Raw genomic sequence first — 17,244 nt, forward strand, 5'->3', positions numbered from 1 at the left:
ATTTCGTCTAAGGACCCGCGCCATGGCGACCAAGGCCCGCCCCCAAGCCTTTGACGGCCTCGCCGCGCGACTGTTCGCGACGCGCCGGCTCAGCCGCGAGCTCGGAGCGCCGCTGACCGACGCCGACGCGACCATCCAGCCGTTTCCCGACGCCTCGCCGGCCAAATGGCACCTCGCCCACACCAGCTGGTTTTTCGAAACGTTCGTCCTGCGCGATTTCGTGGCGGGTTACGGCCCCTTCGACGAGCGCTTCGCCTATCTCTTCAACAGCTATTACGAAAATGAGGGCGAGCGGCATCCGCGGCCCAAGCGGGGGATGCTGAGCCGGCCGTCGCTCGACGAAATTCGCGCCTGGCGCGTCCATGTCGACCATGCGCTCCAAGCCGCGCTGCCGTCCCTGCCCCCCGCCGCGCTCGATCTCGTCGAGCTGGGCATCAATCACGAGCAGCAGCATCAGGAGCTGTTCCTCACCGACATCCTTGCGGCCTTCGCCGAGAACCCGCTCGAGCCCGCCTACGGCACGCTGCCGGTGCCGCAAATCCGGGCAGTCGAGCCGCTGACCTTCGTGCCGGGCCGCGAAGGCATCGTCGAGATCGGCGCGAGCGACAGCGGCTTCGCGTTCGATGCCGAGCGTCCGCGCCATCGTGTGTTCCTCGCCGCGCACGCGATCGCCGATCGCCATGTGACCAACCAGGAATGGGCGGAGTTCATCGCCGACGACGGCTATCGCACCCCAACCCTGTGGCTTTCCGACGGCTGGGCTCGGGTCCAGCAGAACGGGATTGCGGCGCCGCTTTACTGGAATGACGACGAGACCGAGTTCACGCTGGCCGGGCGCCGACCGATCGACTGGGCCGCCCCGGTCGCTCACATCAGCCATTACGAAGCCGACGCCTTCGCCCACTGGGCCGGAGCGCGGCTGCCGACCGAAGCGGAGTGGGAGAGCTTCGCCGCGTCTGCCGACCCAGGCCAAGGCAACCAGCTCGACGCCGCCGGCGCGGTCGCGCCGCAACCCGGCGCTGCAACCTTCGGCAGCGTCTGGGAATGGACTCAAAGCGCGTTCACGCCCTACCCCGGCTTCGCTCCCGCCGAAGGCGCGGTCGGCGAATATAACGGCAAGTTCATGAGCGGGCAGATGGTCCTCAAAGGCGCAAGCTGCGCAACGCCGCGGGGGCACAGCCGCGCCGCCTACCGCAATTTCTTCCCGCCCGCAGCGCGCTGGCAATTCACGGGGCTTCGTCTTGCTCGCGACGCTTGATCAGCAAACCGAGGCATTCCGGCGCGACGTCCTGGCCGGGCTCGCTCAATATATCCCGGCGATCCCGGCGCGATGGCTCTACGACCGTCGCGGGTCCGAACTGTTCGACGCGATCACGCGCCTGCCGGCTTATTATCCGACGCGCACGGAAACGGCCTTGCTCCATACGGTCATGCCGGAGATCGCGGCGCGCATCCGCAGCGGCTCAGCGGTGGTCGAGTTCGGCGCCGGCTCCGCCGCCAAGACCCCTATCCTGCTCGAGGCGACCGCGCCCGAGGCCTATGTCCCGGTCGACATTTCCGGCGAATATCTCGAGCAGAGCGCGGCCGAGATCCAGCGCCGCTTCCCCGCCGTCGGGGTCATTCCGGTCACCGCCGACTTCGCCCGCCCGTTCACTTTGCCCGACGCCATCTCGGGCTTGCCCAAGCTCGGCTTCTTCCCCGGCTCGACCATCGGCAATTTCGTGCCGCGCAGCGCGATCGACCTGCTGCGACAATTCCGCGATCTGCTCGGCGTCGGCGCGCAGCTGCTGATCGGCATGGACCGGGTGAAGCCGGTCGAGCGCCTGATCGCGGCCTATGACGATCTTGAAGGCGTGACCGCCGAGTTCAACCTCAACCTGCTGACGCGGATCAACCGCGAGATCGACGGCACCATCCCTATCGACGCCTTCCGGCACGAAGCGCGCTGGAACGACATGTTGTCGCGGATCGAAATGCACCTCGTCGCGACCCGCGACGTCGAGTTCATGGTTTCCGGCGAGCGCTTCCGGTTCGGCCAGGGCGCCTCGATCCACACCGAGAACAGCCACAAATACGAGCTTCGAGGCGGACGGCTGCTTCTGCTCGCGGGTGGCTGGACCCCGGTTTCCGAGTGGACCGATGACGGAGGCGATTTCGCCATCGTTCTGTCCGAAGCCCAGCCCAACCGCTTCGCACCCTGATTGCCGAGGGCGGGCGGCCCGGCTAAGCCGCCGTCATGGTTGCCGCCCTCGTCAGTATCGCCGATCTGCTGCTCTCGGTCCTCACCTGGATCATCATCATCCAGGTCGTGCTGAGCTGGCTGTTCGCGTTCAACGTCCTCAACATCCACTCCGCCGGCGTGCGTGCCTTTGCCATGGCCCTCGAGCGGATCACCGCGCCGATCTACCGCCCGATCCGCCGCATGCTTCCCGACTTCGGCGGCATCGACTTTTCGCCGCTGGTCATCCTGATCCTCATTCAGGTGCTCAAGAAGCTGCTCGTCGGCGTCGCCAACCAATATTATCTCGGCGGATGACCGCGAAGCGGATCGATGGGAAGGCTGTAGCCGCGGCGCTTCGCGAGCGCATTGCCGCCGAAGTGGCGCGCTTCCGCGACGCCACCGGCCGCGCTCCTGGCCTGGCGACGGTCCTGGTCGGCGAAGACCCCGCGTCCGCCGTCTATGTCCGGTCCAAGGGCAAGGCGACGCTCGAGGCGGGCATGGAAAGCTTCGCTCACCACCTCCCCATGATCACCACCCAGGGCGAGCTGGTCGCCCTCGTCGATCGACTCAATGACGACCCCGCGGTCGACGGGATTCTGGTCCAGCTGCCGCTTCCACCGCAGATCGACGAGCGCGTGATCATCACCCGCATCTCGCCCGACAAGGACGTCGACGGCTTCCATCCGGTCAACGCCGGGCGTCTCGCCATCGGCCTCCACGGCTTCGTTCCCTGTACGCCGCTGGGGTGCCTCAAGCTTCTGCAGGGCGAACTCGGCGATCTCGCCGGCAAGGACGCGGTGGTGATCGGCCGCTCCAACATCGTCGGCAAGCCGATGGCCCTGCTTCTCCTCAAGGAGAGCTGCACCGTCACGGTCGCGCACAGCAAGACGCGGGATTTGCCCGAGGTCGTGCGCCGCGCCGATATCGTCGTTGCCGCGGTCGGCCGGCCGGAGATGGTCAAGGGCGATTGGATAAAGCCCGGCGCCACCGTGATCGACGTGGGCATCAACCGATTGCCCGCCGACGACGACGGCAAGAGCCGCCTGGTCGGCGACGTCGACTTCAACTCCGCCGCCGAAGTCGCCGGTGCGATCACCCCCGTGCCCGGCGGAGTTGGTCCGATGACCATCGCCTGCCTCATCCGCAACACCTTCGTGTCCGCCGCGCGGCGCGAGGGCTTCAGCTACGAGAAGAGCCTATGATTGCCGTGTTCCTGCTTGCCGCCGCCCCGGTTCCGACCGCGATCGACACCGAGCGCGCCTTTGCCGCCGACGCCCAGAAGATCGGCCAATGGTCCGCCTTTCGCAAATATATCGACCGCGACGCGGTGATGTTCACGCCGCAGGCGGTATGGGCGCGCGACTTCCTCAAGGATCTCAAGGACCCGCCCAAGTCGGTGCGCTGGTGGCCCGCGCACAGCTTCGTGTCATGCGATGGCCGCACCGCGGTCAACACCGGGCCATGGACGCGCGCGGACGGCAGCCACGGCTATTTCACCACCGTGTGGCAGCGGACCGCAGGCAAATGGCGGTGGGTCTATGACGGCGGCGATGGCCTCAAGGGCCGGCAACCGGCCGTCCCCAAGGCGCAGGTCCATCGCTCGAGCTGCATGGGCAAGGCCCCCGGCGCTCCGATCATTCCGCCGCCGCCGCTGACCGCCAGCCAGGCGCGGACCACGCCCGAAGACAATGGCCGCGGGCAATCGGCGGACAAGACTTTGGGCTGGGACTGGAAGGTCGCCAAGAATGGCGCGCGCGTGTTCCGCGTCTACCAGTGGAAGGGCGGCCGCTACGCCCAGGTCCTGTACAACGACGTCCACGGCCAATGATTGAGCTGTTCGGCTCGGCGCTGGTCACCTTCCTGGTGATCATCGACCCGCCGGGCTGCGCTCCGATCTTTGCCGGCCTCACCCGGGGCGCGACGCCAAGGCAGCGGCAGACGATGGCGCTGCGCTCCTCGCTGATCGCCTGGGTCATCCTCATGTTCTTCGCGCTGCTCGGCAGGCCGATGCTGCATGCCCTCGGCATCAGCCTCGCGAGCTTCCGCATCGCCGGCGGCATCATGCTCTTCTTCATCGCCATCGACATGGTGTTCGAGCGCCGCACCGAGCGCCGCGAAAAACGCGCGGAGGCGATCGAGAAGACTCCGGAAATCGAGGACATCAGCGTCTTCCCGATGGCGATGCCGATGATCGCCGGGCCCGGCTCGATCGCCAGCGCGATGCTGTGGGTGTCGCGGGCGGAAACGCCGCTCTACGTTGCCGTGGTGCTCGGCGCGATCACGATCGTAATCGTGCTGACGGCGATCACGCTGCTCGCCGCCGGGCCGCTGATGAAGCTGATCGGCGACAAGGTCGAAAGCGCGATCACCCGCATCCTCGGCGTCATCCTCGCGGCCCTCGCCGCGCAGTTTGTGATCGACGGCTTGAAGCAAAGCTTCCCGCACGTCCTCGCTTAACCGACTACCTTCCAGACCTTGAACGGCGAATCCTTGGGCAGCGCGATCGGGCTCAGCCAGTTCGGCACCTTCCCCTCCTCGAGCTGGACGTAAAAGCCCTTCGGCGCTTCGGCCTCGAAGATGGTGGTGGTCGAGCTGGCCGGGCAGGTCATCAAATAGGTCGAATGATATTTGGCGACGAGCCGATGCGCCTGATCGGCGTCGCCCCGAAAGGCATTCATCACGTCGGCGATCTGCTCGCCGTTGCGATGATAGGGGCCGGTCACGGCATCGTGATGCGTGATGGTGATCAGCCGCGGCCCCAAATCGATGAAGGTGAAGATCATGCCCTTCGGCAGCAGCGCGATCGGGTGATAGCCCCACAGCGAATTGCACAGCCGGTTGGCCTTGCCGATCGCCGCGTCGCGTGGGGTCGGCTTGGGCTCGGGAATGAAATTGAGGACCAGTGGAACGACCGCGCCGACACCGATCACGACAGCAGCCATCGTCCCGACTACCCGCAATGCGCTGAATTTGGTGTTCCACACCAGCGGAACCAGCGTCCACGCCATCGCCGCCGCGCCGACCGTGGCCATCATCTGCGCCGCCGGTCCGGTGCGGGTCTGCCACAGCAGCAGGAGGCTCGCGACGATGCTGGGTGCCGCGGCGCCGAGGACCCGCCGCAACAACTCACGATCCCGGCGCTGGCGCCACGCGAGGATGCCCCAGCCGATCGCGCCGGTGATCGGGATCGCGACGACCAGCAGCGCGACGCGCCAGCCGTGCGTATAGATCGGCCGCGCCTCCTTGACGTGGCTGAGCCACAGCCGGTCGACTTCCGGCGAAACGCCTTCGAGCCGCTGGACGCAATGCGGCCACATCAGGCCGTGATAGACGGCGACGAAAGCGCCTGCGTACATCGCCATCAGCATCCGCCGCTGCCAGCGGAGGGGCGATATCCAGGCCATGCCGTAAAGCAGCGCGCCGCCCAGCAAAGCGTCCGACAACCACACGGGCGACAGCGCGTCGCACACGGCCTGCCGGTTCGCATATGACGCGAAGAGGAGAAAGCAGAGCGCGGTTCCTCCCGCCAGCGACACGGCATAGGCGCGCAACCGGTCTCGCTCCTCCGCGTCGGCGACCCAGAACAACACCACCGCTGCTCCAACGACCGCGAGGTAGATGATCATCTCCAGCCCGATGGCGAGCGACAGCGCCGTCGCGATGCCGAGCGTGAGGCCGCCGCGCACACGCTTGGGATCGGCGAGCGCGGCAACGCACAACGCAAGCAATGCCAACTGGCAGCCGTGATGATCGATCCGCTCGGGCATGAACATGCCGTTGGTCGAGCCGGCGAAGAACAATGCGAGAAAGGCCACCGGGTAGGCGCGCTTGTCGATCAGGCGCCGTGCCGTCAGCGCCAGCGAGATCATCATCAGCAGGTACGGCAGCATCGGTGCAATCGCGACCGCCCAGCGCTCCGCCGCCGGCCCGCCGAGCAACGGGCGAAGCGCCAGGATCAGCCCGGCGATCGGCAGGTCGACCAGTCGCGACCAGTGAATGTTCGCCCCGAACGGCGGGTTCATCCGATATTGGCGGAGGTCGAACCAGCCCTGGCCGTGAAGCAGGCCGCGGACCTGCATCATCCGCATATTATCGTCGGTGTCGCCGAGTGCGAAAAAGTGGATGCTGTTCCACTTCGAGTAGATCAGCCAGGCGCAATTGCCGAGCCAGGCGAGCAGGACCAGCAGGCGCCAGTGGCGGTCGATCGCCGTCGCGATCTCCGCTTCCCAGTCCCTTTTCTTGCGCTCCTCCATTTTTCGCGCTGTAGCCGGTCGACCCCAAACGGCAAGCAAGCGGGACATGGCCTCCAGATTAAACGTTAGTCACCAAACTTTCGGCCAGCTGGTGCGCTTCGCGCTGGTCGGGTTGTTCCTCGCCGCCATCTATTCGGCGATCTACTGGTACCTCGCGACCTATGTGATGGCGCCGGTCCTGGCGGTGGTGATCGCCTTCATCGTCTCGGTCAGCCTCGGCTTCGTCCTCCACAGCCGCTGGAGCTTCCGTGGCCATGGCCGTGAGGAAGATCACCGGATGAAGGTCAAGTTCCTCCTCGTCCAATTCTCGGGCTTCCTGCTCAACGAGGCGTTCACTTGGGTGCTGACGGGCCCGATGCACGGCCCGACCTGGTGGCCGTTGATCCCGGCCATTTTCGTCACGCCGTTCGCGACCTTCGCGCTCAATCGGCAGTTGGTATTCAACTAGGCTGACTTGGGTTAGCTTCGCCGCATGACCAGCGATTGCATTCTGTCCATCATCGTTCCCGTGAAGGACGAAGAGCAGGCGGTAGCGCCCTTCGTCGAGCGCGTGAGCGAGGTGCTGAAGGACATCCCAGAGCTCGCTCGCGGGCACTATGAGATATTGTTTGTCGATGACGGCAGCGACGACGCCACGCTCGATGCCATCCGCCAGGCCCATGCTGGCGACCGCCACGTCCGCGCCGTCTCCTTCTCGCGCAACTTCGGCAAGGAAGCCGCGCTGACCGCCGGTCTCGAGCATGCCCGGGGGCAGGCGGTGGTGCCAATGGACGTCGACCTGCAGGACCCGCCCGAAGTCCTGCCGCAGATGATCGAGAAATGGCGCGCCGGCTTCGAGATCGTCTACGGGGTGCGCAGCGACCGCGCGTCGGACAGCCTGCCCAAGCGGCTCACCGCCGACCTCTATTACCGCGCCCACAACTGGCTCTCGAACGACAAGATTCCCGTGCACGCCGGGGACTTCCGCCTGCTCGACCGCAAGGTCGTCGACGCGATTCTGCGCATGCCCGAGCGCAACCGCTTCATGAAGGGGATGTTCGCCTGGGCCGGCTTCCGGCAGACCTCGGTCCCCTACAGCCGTCCGGCGCGCGCGAGTGGCAGCAGCAAGTTCAACTATTGGAAGCTGTGGACCTTCGCGCTCGACGGGATCACGTCGAGCTCGACCGTTCCGTTGCGCGTCTGGAGCTATCTCGGCGGCCTCGTCGCCTTGTTCGCGCTGGCCTACGCCATCTTCATCGCGGTGCGCACGGTGGCATTCGGCAACGACGTGCCCGGCTATGCCTCGCTGATGGTGTCGGTGCTGTTCCTCGGCGGGCTTCAGCTGCTCTCGCTTGGCGTGCTCGGCGAATATGTCGGGCGCATCCTGACCGAGACCAAGGCGCGGCCGCTCTACATTATCCGCGAGCAGATCGGCGAGGACGATTGATGGAGCGCTCCGTCTACCAGCATATGGCGGAGGTGGACGAGCGCCACTGGTGGTATTGCGCGCGCCGCGACGTCCTCGCCGCGCTGATCCGCCGCCTCGTTCGTCCGCCCGCCGCCAGCGCGATCCTGGAGATCGGCTGCGGCACCGGCCACAATTTCACGATGCTGGGCGAGTTCGGCCACGTCGACGCGCTCGAGCTCGACGACGAGGCGCGCGCGATCGCGGAAACGCGGCTCGGCCGGGGCATCATGAGCGCGCCGCTGCCCGAGCTCGCCGGCGTCCCCGAGGGCCATTACGACATGATCGGGGCGTTCGACGTCATCGAGCACATCGACGACGACCGCGCCGCCATCGCCTCCATTGCAGCGCGGCTGAAGCCGGGGGGCAAGTTCGTCATGACCGTCCCGGCGCATCAATGGATGTGGTCCGCGCACGACCGCGTGAACCACCACAAGCGCCGCTATTCGAAGGCCAGCCTGCGCAAGCTGATCGAAGCCTCGCCGCTCAAGCTCGACCGCGTCGGCTATTTCAACAGCCTGCTGTTCCCGGTCGCGGTCGCCGAGCGCATGGCCTCAAAGGCGATCGGCAAGGAGAATGCGGAGCTCGGCATTCCGCCCGCCCCGCTCAACGCGGCGCTGAAGCGAACCTTCGCCACCGAGCGTCACTTGATCGGGCGAATGCCGCTCCCGCCGGGCTTGTCGCTGTTCGCGATCGCATCGGCGACATAGCCGAGCCGGGCGTCGCGGCGGCCGCCGCCGCCCGCCATTTCCTGGACGATATACAGCGGGCGCCCCTTCGATTCATTGTAGAGCCGGCCGATATATTCGCCCATCAGGCCGAGCACGAACATCTGCGCGGCGCCGATGACGACGACGATCAACATCAGCGAGGTCCAGCCCTGGATGCTGCTGCCGCTGAGCCAGGCATAGACGATATACAGCACCAGCAGCACCGATCCGACCGACAGGCCGATCCCGACATGGCTGGCAAGCTTCAGCGGTGCCGACGAGAAACTGGTCAACGCGTCGAATGCGAACCGCACCATCTTCCGCAGCGGATATTTCGTTTCGCCCGCATGCCGCTCGCCGCGGTCGTAGGGCAGGGGCACCTGCCGGAATCCGATCCACGCGACCATCCCACGGATGAACCGCGCCTGCTCCGGCATGCCGAGGAACGCATCGAGCGCGCGGCGGCTCATCAGCCGGAAATCGCCGGTGTCGAGCGGGATGTCGACTTCGGTCGCGCGCGACAGCAGGCGGTAGAAGCCATGCGCGGTCGCGCGTTTGAAGGCGGTCTCTCCGGCCCGGCTCTTGCGCACCCCATAAACCACGTCGGCCTGCTGGTCGCGCATCGCCTGAAGCATCGCCGGAAGCAGCTCGGGCGGATCCTGGAGGTCGGCGTCGATGATCAGGATCACGTCGCCGCTGCACAGGTCGAGCCCGGCGGTCAGCGCCAGCTGGTGGCCGTGATTGCGCGACAGATTGACCGCGAGCAGGCGCGGATCGTTCGCCGCAAGCTGCTGCATGATCGCCCAGCTGCCGTCGCGCGAGCCGTCGTTGACGAGCACGATCTCATAATCCTCGCCGACTGCGTCGCGCGCCGCCGCCGTCAACCGCTCGTGCAAGGCGCCGAGGCAGGCTTCCTCGTTGAAGCAGGGGATGACGATCGAAAGCGCGGGCATCAATGAAGCTGATAGAGGATAGACCCGGGACCGCGCCAGACCGGCGTCCAGTCGGCCACCAATTTCGGATCGTAAGGCGGCACGTCGATCACCCAAACATAGTCGAACTTGTCGCGCGGAACGTTGGCCAAGGCGTCATCGACCGTGCGGTGGAGCCCGTCGCGGCAGTGGTTGGGGCGGACGATCTCGGACGGATCGTAGCCGTACGAGCCAACGCCCTGGTATTTGAGGCGCAGGAGGTTGAGGCCCTCGGTCAGCCATTGATCGTTGGAAAAGCCTTCACGCCGCGCGAGGACAAGGCCGCCGAGATGACCATTGCGCGGCAGCGACCACATCACGACGACGCACGGAAGGCCATTGAACGAGGCCACGCGCGCGCCGCGCGGGATATGATCGAGGGCGGCAAGCTTCGCCTGCTGGTCGTTCGCCGCGATAGTCATGCTGGCGGTGGTGCCGGCCAGCCGCACCAGCGCGAAGGCCACGCCGACCACGGCGAGCATTTGCGCAAGGCCGCGATTGCCGGGCTCGCGGAAGCGGATCGCGAGCACGGCGGTCGCCATCATGTACGGAACCAGGCGCATGTCGGCATAGGCCGACCCGAAGACGATGCGCGGGAGAAGCAGGAACGAGCAGGCGAGGACGATCGCGGAAAATGCGAGGTTGCGCGACAAGGTGAGCTTCGGGCTGACCAGAGCGAACAGGAAGATCACTGCCGCGAAGGCGACCGAGAAGATGTCGTACGCCCCCCAGCGGTCGCGCAGCGCGCTGAACATCCAGCGCCACTTGATCCGCCACTCGAACCAGTCGGTCGTCATCCCGCTCGGCGCTTCGCTGCGCCACGCCAGCATGATCAGGATCGGAAACGCCATCACGGAGGTGTGCAGCGCCGCTTCGAAGCCGGCCTTGAACCAGGTCCGCCCGCGATCGTGCAGGCGGACCGCGTCGGCCGAGAAGCACAGCAGTCCCAGCATGCCCCAGCCGTAGGTGTGCGCGAAGAACACGACGATCGAGATGGGCACGAACAGCCAGCCGCGGAGCGTCGTGCGCTCCTGCCGGCCGAGCCTCAGCCACAGGCCGAAGGCGAGGAACGCCAGCGCCACCGACAAAGCGAAGTTCACGAACCCGAACAGGAACGGGAAGCTGTAGACGAAGGGAAGGGCGAAGAAGATCGTCGGCGGAATCCGGCCGTGGACTTCGCGCGCGACCCACAGGAAGCCGATAACCGTCAGCGCCGGGATCAGCACCACGATCAGCTTCACCGCAAGCTCGAGCCCGAGCAGCGGAGCCAGCGGGAGAACGAGGACGTCGACACCGAGATTGCCGATCGCTGCCCAATGGTAGCTGTAATATTGGTGAAGCGGCGAGCCCGGACCGGCGAGCTCGACCCGGTAGCGGCCGAGATGGCCGAACATATCGACCAGCGGCGGGATCGGCGGATAGAGCAGCGGAAGCGTCGACAACAGGACGATCAGCACCATGCACAGCCGTGATTCCCACCACGGCCGCGGCCCTGTCGTCAGATTTGGCTGCACCTCCGCCCCGTCCCGCATCCACTCGCCCGCGCGATCACTCCCCCCGCTGCTCCTAACGGGATGGGCGGAGTTGTCCATGCGCCGCAGCCTGATAGAATGCTACAATGGCGAAGTTGGTCTGGCTCGTGCCAATCGGGGCATTGATCATCTTTGCTCTGTGGCAATTCGTTCGCGGGACCGGCCCGCGCAAACTGCCAAGTCGCGAGGAAGAGCAACGGAACATCGAAATCTCGGGCTCAGACCTCGACTAGATTTCAACCCGAAACGCTACCCAGACTTACACCCTGTTAACCAACTTCCCTTTACGGGTTACACCGGTTGCGGGGGAATTCATGGACAGCGCGTCGACACTGCCGCCGCAGGTCTCGATCGGACAACCGAGCTGGCGCATCAATCGCGCGCAGCTGACGGTGGGTCTCGTCGTGCTTGCGCTGGCGGTCCGCTGCGCCGGCCTGACCTTGCGCCCGCTATGGCTCGACGAGGCCTTCACCGGATGGTTCACGGGCCAGAGCTGGCATTATCTGTGGACCGTGCTTCCGACTTACGAAGCGCATCCGCCTTTCTATTATTCGCTGCTCAAGCTGTGGCGGCTGGCCTTCGGCGGCGAGGCGCTGGCGCTGCGGTCCTTCTCGGTGCTGTTCAGCGTCGCGACGATCCCCGTCATCATCGCCGCCGCCTTCGAACATGAACGGCTGACCCCCACCGGCCGGCCCCTGCTCGCCGCCGGCGTCGCCGCATTTCTCGCTGCCTGCTCGCCGATGCTCGTCATCCTCGGCCAGGAGGCCCGTTCCTACCCGCTGCTGACGTTCGCCTTTGCGGTCGCGGTCCTCGGCCTGCTCAGGCTGATGGTCCAGTTCCGCGACGGCAAGCCCGGCGACTGGCCATCCTGGCTGCTGCTCGGCGTTGGCACCGAAGCGACCTTGTGGTCGCACAGCCTCGGCCTGCTCTATTCGCTGTGCCTCGCGATCGCGCTCGCGCCGTCGTGGCTCAAGTCGCCGATCACTAGCGGCCGCCTGGGCCGCGGTCTCGCCGTCGCGGCGGCGGTCGCGCTGCTTTACCTGCCGTGCCTGCTGCTGGTGATGGGGCGCGCTCACGACTGGGGCACCAATTGGCTCGCGTGGGAGCCGTGGATGCTCCTGCAGCTGCTCGTGATCTATTCGGTGCCGATCGAGGCGATGACCATTGCCTCGGCGGTTGCCGCGCTTGCCATGCTGCTGCTGATCAAGCGCGGCCTCGCCTCCGCGATCGCCGCGCGCAGCTGGAACGCGGATCGCGCGCTGTTGCTGCTGTGGCTTGGCCCGCCGGTGCTCGCCGCGATCGTCTCGACCGTGTTCGTGCCGATCTTCCTTGCCCGGACGCTGGTCGGAACCCTGGTGCCGGCCTATCTGATGATTGGCGCCGCCGTCGCGCGCTCGGACTCCCCGCGCGAGCGGGCCCTCCTGACCGCGGCGATGGTCATCACCTTGCTGGTCACCGCGTTCCAGGTTGCGACCCGCCTTCCCGCCGAACGCTGGGACCTCGCCGCCGCCTACCTTCGCCGCAACGTCGCCGCGCAGGACCAGGTATGGATTTATCCCAGCGACAGCGCGATCCCGCTCGATCGCCTCGGCCCCAGACCGGGAGTCCAGAGGCTGCTCCCCGCTCCATTCCCGACGATGGGCGTCACGGGACCGATCCGCGCCGGCTGGCCGGCCATGGTCTCCCTCACGCCGGAGCAGGCGCGCAGGCTCGCCGAGGATCCGGCCGTCAAGGACGTGCGGGTCATCTGGCTCGTCACGCGGCAAAGCGGCATTTTCGATCCCGACAATGACATGCCCAATGCGCTCGCCCGCGTGCGCAAACCGGGCCAGATGCAGGAATGGGGCTATATCAACGCGCGGCCGTACTACCGGCGCTGAACCCGGCCATTCAACTCGCGGACAGCATTGGCACGGTAGCTGCTCCTCAACATTTTCTGAGGAGTAGATCGATGAACAAGACTTTCCTTGGCGGCGCCGCGGCGATCGCTTTGGCCACCGGCAGCGCACTGTTCGCCCAGGCCGCCACGCCGGCGCAGCACGCGCCTCATCGGCAACAGGCCGAGCTTCGCACCGATGTGCAGGGCCATGTCGCGAAGATGTTCGCGCGGGTCGACGCCAATCACGATGGTTTCATCACCGACGCCGAGATGCAGGCGGCCGGAGCGCAACGCGAGGCCAAGTTTGCCGAGCACGCGAAAGAGCGCGCGGACAAGTTCGATCCGGCCGCCATGTTTGCCCGCCTCGACACCAACAAGGACGGCAAGATCACCCAGGCCGAGGCCGATGCGGTGCATAACGCGCGCGCCCAGGCGAAGGGTAAGGCTCCGTCCAAGGGTCATGCCGCTGCCGGGATGTTCGCGCGTCTGGACAGCAACAAGGACAGCATGATCACCCGCGCGGAGTTCGACACCGCGGCCGCCCAGATGCATGCGCGCATGGAGCAGGCCGGAGTGCATCGTGGCGGAGGCTTCGGCGAACACATGATCCAGGCCGCCGATCTCAACAAGGACGGCAAGGTGTCGGCCGCGGAGATGCAGCAGATGGCGCTTCAGCATTTCGACAAGGCCGACCTCAATCACGACGGCAAGCTGACCCCGGACGAGCGCAAGCAGTCGCGCCCGGCCAAACGCGCTCAGAAGGCGTGACGCCGAACGAAGAAAGGCTCGGCCGACAAGCCAGGCCTTTTTGCTATTTGGCGAGCTCGGTGACGTCCGCGCGCTTGCGCCGGGCCGGCGCTTTCTTCGCGGAAGTCGCGCCGCCGAGCTCGCGATAGCGCTGCTCGGCCTCCGCCATGTAATCGCGGGTGATGGGGAGCGCGTTGCGGTCGCGGATATACTGGACCTGGAAATTGCAGCCGCTTCCGCTTTCGAACATCACGATTCCGCCGGCGAGGTAGAATTCCCACATGCGGAAGAAGCGCTCGTCGTAAAGCTTCACGATCTTTGCGCGCGCGGCGGTGAACCGCCGCAGCCACTCGCGAAGCGTGTGCGCATAATGCAGCCGAAGCACTTCGATGTCGCTGGCGATCAGCCGTGCCTTCTCGCTCGCGGCGCTCATCTGGCTGATCGAGGGCAGATGATAGCCGGGGAAGATATATTTGTCGGTGAAGGGGTCAGAGGCCTTGTTGGCCCCGCCGAACTTGCCGATGGTGTGGAGCAGCATCACCCCGTCGGTGGTCAGCAGCTGCCGGCATTTGGCGAAGAATTCGTCATAATGCTTGGCACCGACGTGCTCGAACATGCCGACCGAGACGATGCGGTCGAACCGGCCTTCGAGGTGGCGATAGTCGATCAGCTCGAACTTCACATGATCTGAAACGCCCGCCGCGGCGGCGCGCTCGCGCGCGATCTTGAGCTGATGGTCCGACAAGGTGATCCCGAGCACGTCGACGCCCGCGACCTCGTGCAGATACAGCGCCATGCCGCCCCAGCCGCAGCCGATGTCGAGCACCCGCTGGCCCGGCTCCAGCGCGAGCTTGGCCGCGATGTGCGCCTTCTTGTCGAGCTGCGCCTGCTCGAGGCTGTTGCGCGGGTCGGTGTAATAGGCGCAGCTATACTGCCGGTCCGGGTCGAGAAAGGTATCGTAGAGCTCGTCGCTGAGGTCGTAATGGTGGGCTACGTTGCGCCGCGCCCGGTGCGGGTCGTTACGCCGAAAGAGTTTCTTGACGGCGCCCAATCGGCCTTTGCCGAACAATTTGCGCTTCTGGCCCGAATCCTCCCAGCGATTTTGGCCCGTGACGAGCTCGAGCAGGTCGAGGATCGTGCCGTCCTCGACGATCAAGCGCCCGTCCATATAGGCTTCGCCGACGCCGAGCCGCGGGTTCCTGGCGATATCAAACCCAACGCGGTTATCGGTGAACCGGACATTGAGGTGGCGGCCGCCGCCCTGACCGAGCGTCTGCGGCGGCTTGCCGGGCAACAGCAATGTGATGCTGCCCCTGGCGAGCAGCTTGTCGACCAGCTTCCCGATCAGCGACATCTCAATTCACTCCCTCATCAGCATCAAATTGCCACGCGCGGCACGCGGCGGCAAATCAATGCGTCGCCCGATAATGCTCGCCGGCGAAGGCCCAGCGCAGGGTCCTCGCGACGCCATAGGTCGCGCCGCGCACCATCGGCGGCAGCAACGGCTGCGACAGGCCGTGCATCTCCCTTGCGAAACCAGGCATCAAATCGACCGACGCGCTCATCAGCAGCTTCTGGACCGGCGCTTCCGCGAGCGACGCCGGGGGCGCCCGGAGCACGAGATCGCGAAAGGCGCGCGTCCGGTCGTCGGCCCGAAGCTCCGCCCGGAACTCTTCGATCAATCGCTCGGCCTCGGCCCGGGTCCCTGGCACCGGGTCTGCGTCGAGCAGCCGCGCGATCTCGCCGCTCTCGGCGAAATAGAGATCCTGGTCGCCGCGGCTCATGCCGGGGTCGGCATAACGGCGCCAGCCGTCGAGGAAGTTGATCGCGCCCGCGACATGAACCCAGGCAAGCAGCCACGGGCCGGCGGCGCGATAGTCGCTGCCGTCGGGAAGCGTGCCGCTGACCTGCGCGTGGATCGCTTTGACCTTGGCAATCGCGGCGAGCGCGGAATCGCGGTGGCCGTAAGTCGTCACCGCGATGAACCGCGCGGTGCGGCGCAGCCGGCCGAGCTGGTCCTCCGCAACGCCGCTGTGGTCCCACACGCCGGCCAGCGCCTTGGGGTGAAGCATCTGCGTCAACAGCGCGGCGACCCCGCCGACCATCATCGAGGTGACGTCGCCGTGCACTCGGCGGATGACGGAGCCGCGCGGAAACAGCGCGTCGTCGGAGGCCGGAATCGGCTTCTCGCCCTTGGATCGGTCGTTGAAGGTCGCGCGGACCTGCCTGACGAGCGCCTTGCGGACCGGCGCCAGCATCCTAGGCCGCCTCGCGGCGCGTCATTCTGCTAAGCCGCCTCACGGCTCCGGCGCTTTTTCTCCGCCGCGGTTTTGAGTTGGCCGCAGGCCGCATCGATGTCGCGGCCGCGCGGAGTGCGCACCGGCGCCGAGATGCCGCTTTCGAACACGATGTTGGAGAATGCCCTGATCCGCGCCGGGTCGGAGCATTCGTAGGCCGCGCCGGGCCACGGGTTGAACGGGATCAGATTGACCTTCGCCGGCAACTTGTACTTGCGGATTAGGCGGACCAGCTCGCGGGCGTCCTCGTCGCTGTCGTTCTTGTCCTTCAGCATCACATATTCGAACGTGATTCGCCGCGCGTTGTTTGCGCCCGGGTACGCCGCGCAGGCCTCGAGCAGCTGCTCGATCCCGTACTTGCGGTTCAGGGGCACGATCTCGTCGCGCACCTCCTTGGTCACGGCATGCAACGAGACCGCCAGATTGACTCCGATCTCCTCGCCGGCGCGCGCCATCATCGGCACCACGCCGCTGGTCGACAGCGTGATCCGGCGCCGCGACAGGCCGAGCCCGTCGCCGTCCATCACGATCTTCAAGGCGTCGCGGACATTGTCGAAATTGTAGAGCGGCTCGCCCATGCCCATCATCACGATGTTGGTCAGCATCCGGCCTTCGGATTGTGACGGCCATTCGCCCAGCGCGTCGCGGGCGAGCATGACCTGCCCGACGATCTCCGCCGGCTCGAGGTTGCGCACCAGCTGCATCGTGCCGGTGGCGCAGAAACGGCAGTTAAGCGTGCACCCGACCTGGCTCGACACGCATAATGTCCCGCGGTCGGCGTCGGGGATGAACACCATCTCGAAGTCGTGGCCGTCATGGGTCTTCAACAGCCACTTGCGCGTGCCGTCGGACGACACCTGCGCCTCGACCACCTCCGGCCGCGAGATGACGAAGCGCTCCGCGAACCACGGCCGCTGCGGCTTGGCGATGTCGCTCATCGCGGCGAAGTCGCCGACTCCGCGATTGTAGATCCAGTGCCAGATCTGCTTGGCGCGGAGCTTCGCCTGGCGGTCGTCGAGCCCCGCGGCTTCGAGCGCATCGCGGATGCGGTCCCTGGACAAGCCGACCAGCTCGACCCGGCCGTCGGCGCGCGGCACCGCGGCCCGTGCGACGGGCACAGGGTCGACGGCCCCGGGGATGGGCATCAAGGTCGTGTCGGCGCTCATGGCGAACCCGCTATCTAGGTGAGA

General features: G+C 66.3%; 18 protein-coding genes. 12 read left to right on the forward strand and 6 right to left on the reverse strand.

What is annotated here, in order from left to right; translation table 11 throughout:
- The first annotated feature begins 22 nt into the window (after positions 1–22).
- The 6 genes from egtB to N539_RS0107680 are packed head-to-tail and all read left to right on the forward strand — an operon-like array spanning position 23 to position 4,678.
- Entirely contained in the window at positions 23–1,258 is a 1,236-nt protein-coding gene (gene egtB, locus N539_RS0107655; protein WP_028969805.1) for an ergothioneine biosynthesis protein EgtB, read from the forward strand.
- Positions 1,242–2,201, forward strand: coding sequence for an L-histidine N(alpha)-methyltransferase (gene egtD / locus N539_RS0107660; RefSeq protein WP_028969806.1), 960 nt, complete (start codon positions 1,242–1,244; stop codon positions 2,199–2,201). The genes egtB and egtD overlap by 17 nt, the downstream gene beginning before the upstream one ends.
- Positions 2,202–2,236: 35 nt before the next feature.
- Complete coding sequence (locus tag N539_RS0107665) at positions 2,237–2,536, forward strand: YggT family protein (RefSeq protein WP_028969807.1); 300 nt, start codon at positions 2,237–2,239, stop codon at positions 2,534–2,536.
- Positions 2,533–3,423: a bifunctional methylenetetrahydrofolate dehydrogenase/methenyltetrahydrofolate cyclohydrolase FolD gene (gene folD, locus N539_RS0107670; RefSeq protein ID WP_028969808.1), complete on the forward strand. Its 891-nt coding sequence runs from the start codon at positions 2,533–2,535 to the stop codon at positions 3,421–3,423. Before N539_RS0107665 ends, folD begins: the two co-directional genes overlap by 4 nt.
- Positions 3,420–4,049 (forward strand): nuclear transport factor 2 family protein, encoded by a 630-nt coding sequence (locus N539_RS0107675; RefSeq protein WP_028969809.1) that lies wholly within the window; start codon positions 3,420–3,422, stop codon positions 4,047–4,049. Before folD ends, N539_RS0107675 begins: the two co-directional genes overlap by 4 nt.
- A complete protein-coding gene (locus tag N539_RS0107680) occupies positions 4,046–4,678 on the forward strand; it encodes a MarC family protein (protein ID WP_028969810.1) in 633 nt (210 codons plus the stop codon). The genes N539_RS0107675 and N539_RS0107680 overlap by 4 nt, the downstream gene beginning before the upstream one ends.
- Here N539_RS0107680 and N539_RS0107685 read toward each other — a convergent pair.
- Entirely contained in the window at positions 4,675–6,474 is a 1,800-nt protein-coding gene (locus tag N539_RS0107685; RefSeq protein ID WP_051531618.1) for a hypothetical protein, read from the reverse strand. The two genes, N539_RS0107680 and N539_RS0107685, sit on opposite strands and share 4 nt — an antisense overlap.
- 91 nt (positions 6,475–6,565) lie before the next feature.
- Here N539_RS0107685 and N539_RS0107690 point away from each other — a divergent pair, with 91 nt between their 5' ends.
- From N539_RS0107690 to N539_RS0107700, 3 genes are read left to right on the forward strand one after another with little or no spacing between them, the layout of a single operon-like run.
- A complete protein-coding gene (locus N539_RS0107690) occupies positions 6,566–6,922 on the forward strand; it encodes a GtrA family protein (protein ID WP_231462956.1) in 357 nt (118 codons plus the stop codon).
- 24 nt (positions 6,923–6,946) lie between these two features.
- Complete coding sequence (locus tag N539_RS0107695) at positions 6,947–7,900, forward strand: glycosyltransferase family 2 protein (protein ID WP_028969813.1); 954 nt, start codon at positions 6,947–6,949, stop codon at positions 7,898–7,900.
- Positions 7,900–8,628 carry a class I SAM-dependent methyltransferase gene (locus N539_RS0107700; RefSeq protein WP_028969814.1) on the forward strand — a complete coding sequence of 243 codons (729 nt, stop codon included), beginning with the start codon at positions 7,900–7,902 and terminating at the stop codon, positions 8,626–8,628. The genes N539_RS0107695 and N539_RS0107700 overlap by 1 nt, the downstream gene beginning before the upstream one ends.
- Here the strand turns inward: N539_RS0107700 and N539_RS0107705 are convergent.
- Both N539_RS0107705 and N539_RS15990 read right to left on the reverse strand, forming a co-directional pair.
- Positions 8,562–9,581, reverse strand: coding sequence for a glycosyltransferase family 2 protein (locus tag N539_RS0107705; RefSeq protein ID WP_037552554.1), 1,020 nt, complete (start codon positions 9,579–9,581; stop codon positions 8,562–8,564). The two genes, N539_RS0107700 and N539_RS0107705, sit on opposite strands and share 67 nt — an antisense overlap.
- Positions 9,581–11,113: a hypothetical protein gene (locus N539_RS15990; RefSeq protein WP_037552613.1), complete on the reverse strand. Its 1,533-nt coding sequence runs from the start codon at positions 11,111–11,113 to the stop codon at positions 9,581–9,583. Before N539_RS15990 ends, N539_RS0107705 begins: the two co-directional genes overlap by 1 nt.
- A gap of 104 nt (positions 11,114–11,217) precedes the next feature.
- Between N539_RS15990 and N539_RS18445 the strand changes: the two genes are divergently transcribed.
- From N539_RS18445 to N539_RS17725, 3 genes are all read left to right on the forward strand, one after another.
- Positions 11,218–11,364, forward strand: a complete 147-nt coding sequence (locus N539_RS18445; RefSeq protein WP_156029826.1) for a hypothetical protein — start codon at positions 11,218–11,220, stop codon at positions 11,362–11,364.
- Positions 11,365–11,445: 81 nt separating this feature from the next.
- Positions 11,446–13,011 carry a glycosyltransferase family 39 protein gene (locus tag N539_RS0107720; protein ID WP_028969816.1) on the forward strand — a complete coding sequence of 522 codons (1,566 nt, stop codon included), beginning with the start codon at positions 11,446–11,448 and terminating at the stop codon, positions 13,009–13,011.
- Positions 13,012–13,082: 71 nt separating this feature from the next.
- Positions 13,083–13,778, forward strand: coding sequence for an EF-hand domain-containing protein (locus N539_RS17725; RefSeq protein WP_028969817.1), 696 nt, complete (start codon positions 13,083–13,085; stop codon positions 13,776–13,778).
- A 43-nt stretch (positions 13,779–13,821) separates the two neighbouring features.
- On the opposite strand, the gene N539_RS16000 is transcribed toward N539_RS17725, so the two are convergent.
- Genes N539_RS16000 through rlmN form a run of 3 tightly spaced genes read right to left on the reverse strand, consistent with a single transcriptional unit; the run spans position 13,822 to position 17,220 of the window.
- A complete protein-coding gene (locus N539_RS16000) occupies positions 13,822–15,111 on the reverse strand; it encodes an SAM-dependent methyltransferase (RefSeq protein WP_051531619.1) in 1,290 nt (429 codons plus the stop codon).
- A gap of 55 nt (positions 15,112–15,166) precedes the next feature.
- Positions 15,167–16,015, reverse strand: a complete 849-nt coding sequence (locus tag N539_RS0107735; protein WP_037552556.1) for an oxygenase MpaB family protein — start codon at positions 16,013–16,015, stop codon at positions 15,167–15,169.
- 29 nt (positions 16,016–16,044) lie between these two features.
- On the reverse strand, positions 16,045–17,220 hold the full coding sequence (rlmN, locus tag N539_RS0107740; protein WP_037552558.1) for a 23S rRNA (adenine(2503)-C(2))-methyltransferase RlmN: 1,176 nt from the start codon (positions 17,218–17,220) through the stop codon (positions 16,045–16,047).
- Positions 17,221–17,244: the final 24 nt, after the last annotated feature.

Source organism: Sphingomonas sp. URHD0057 (genome assembly GCF_000620665.1).
In the GTDB taxonomy this organism is placed as follows: Bacteria; Pseudomonadota; Alphaproteobacteria; order Sphingomonadales; family Sphingomonadaceae; genus Sphingomicrobium.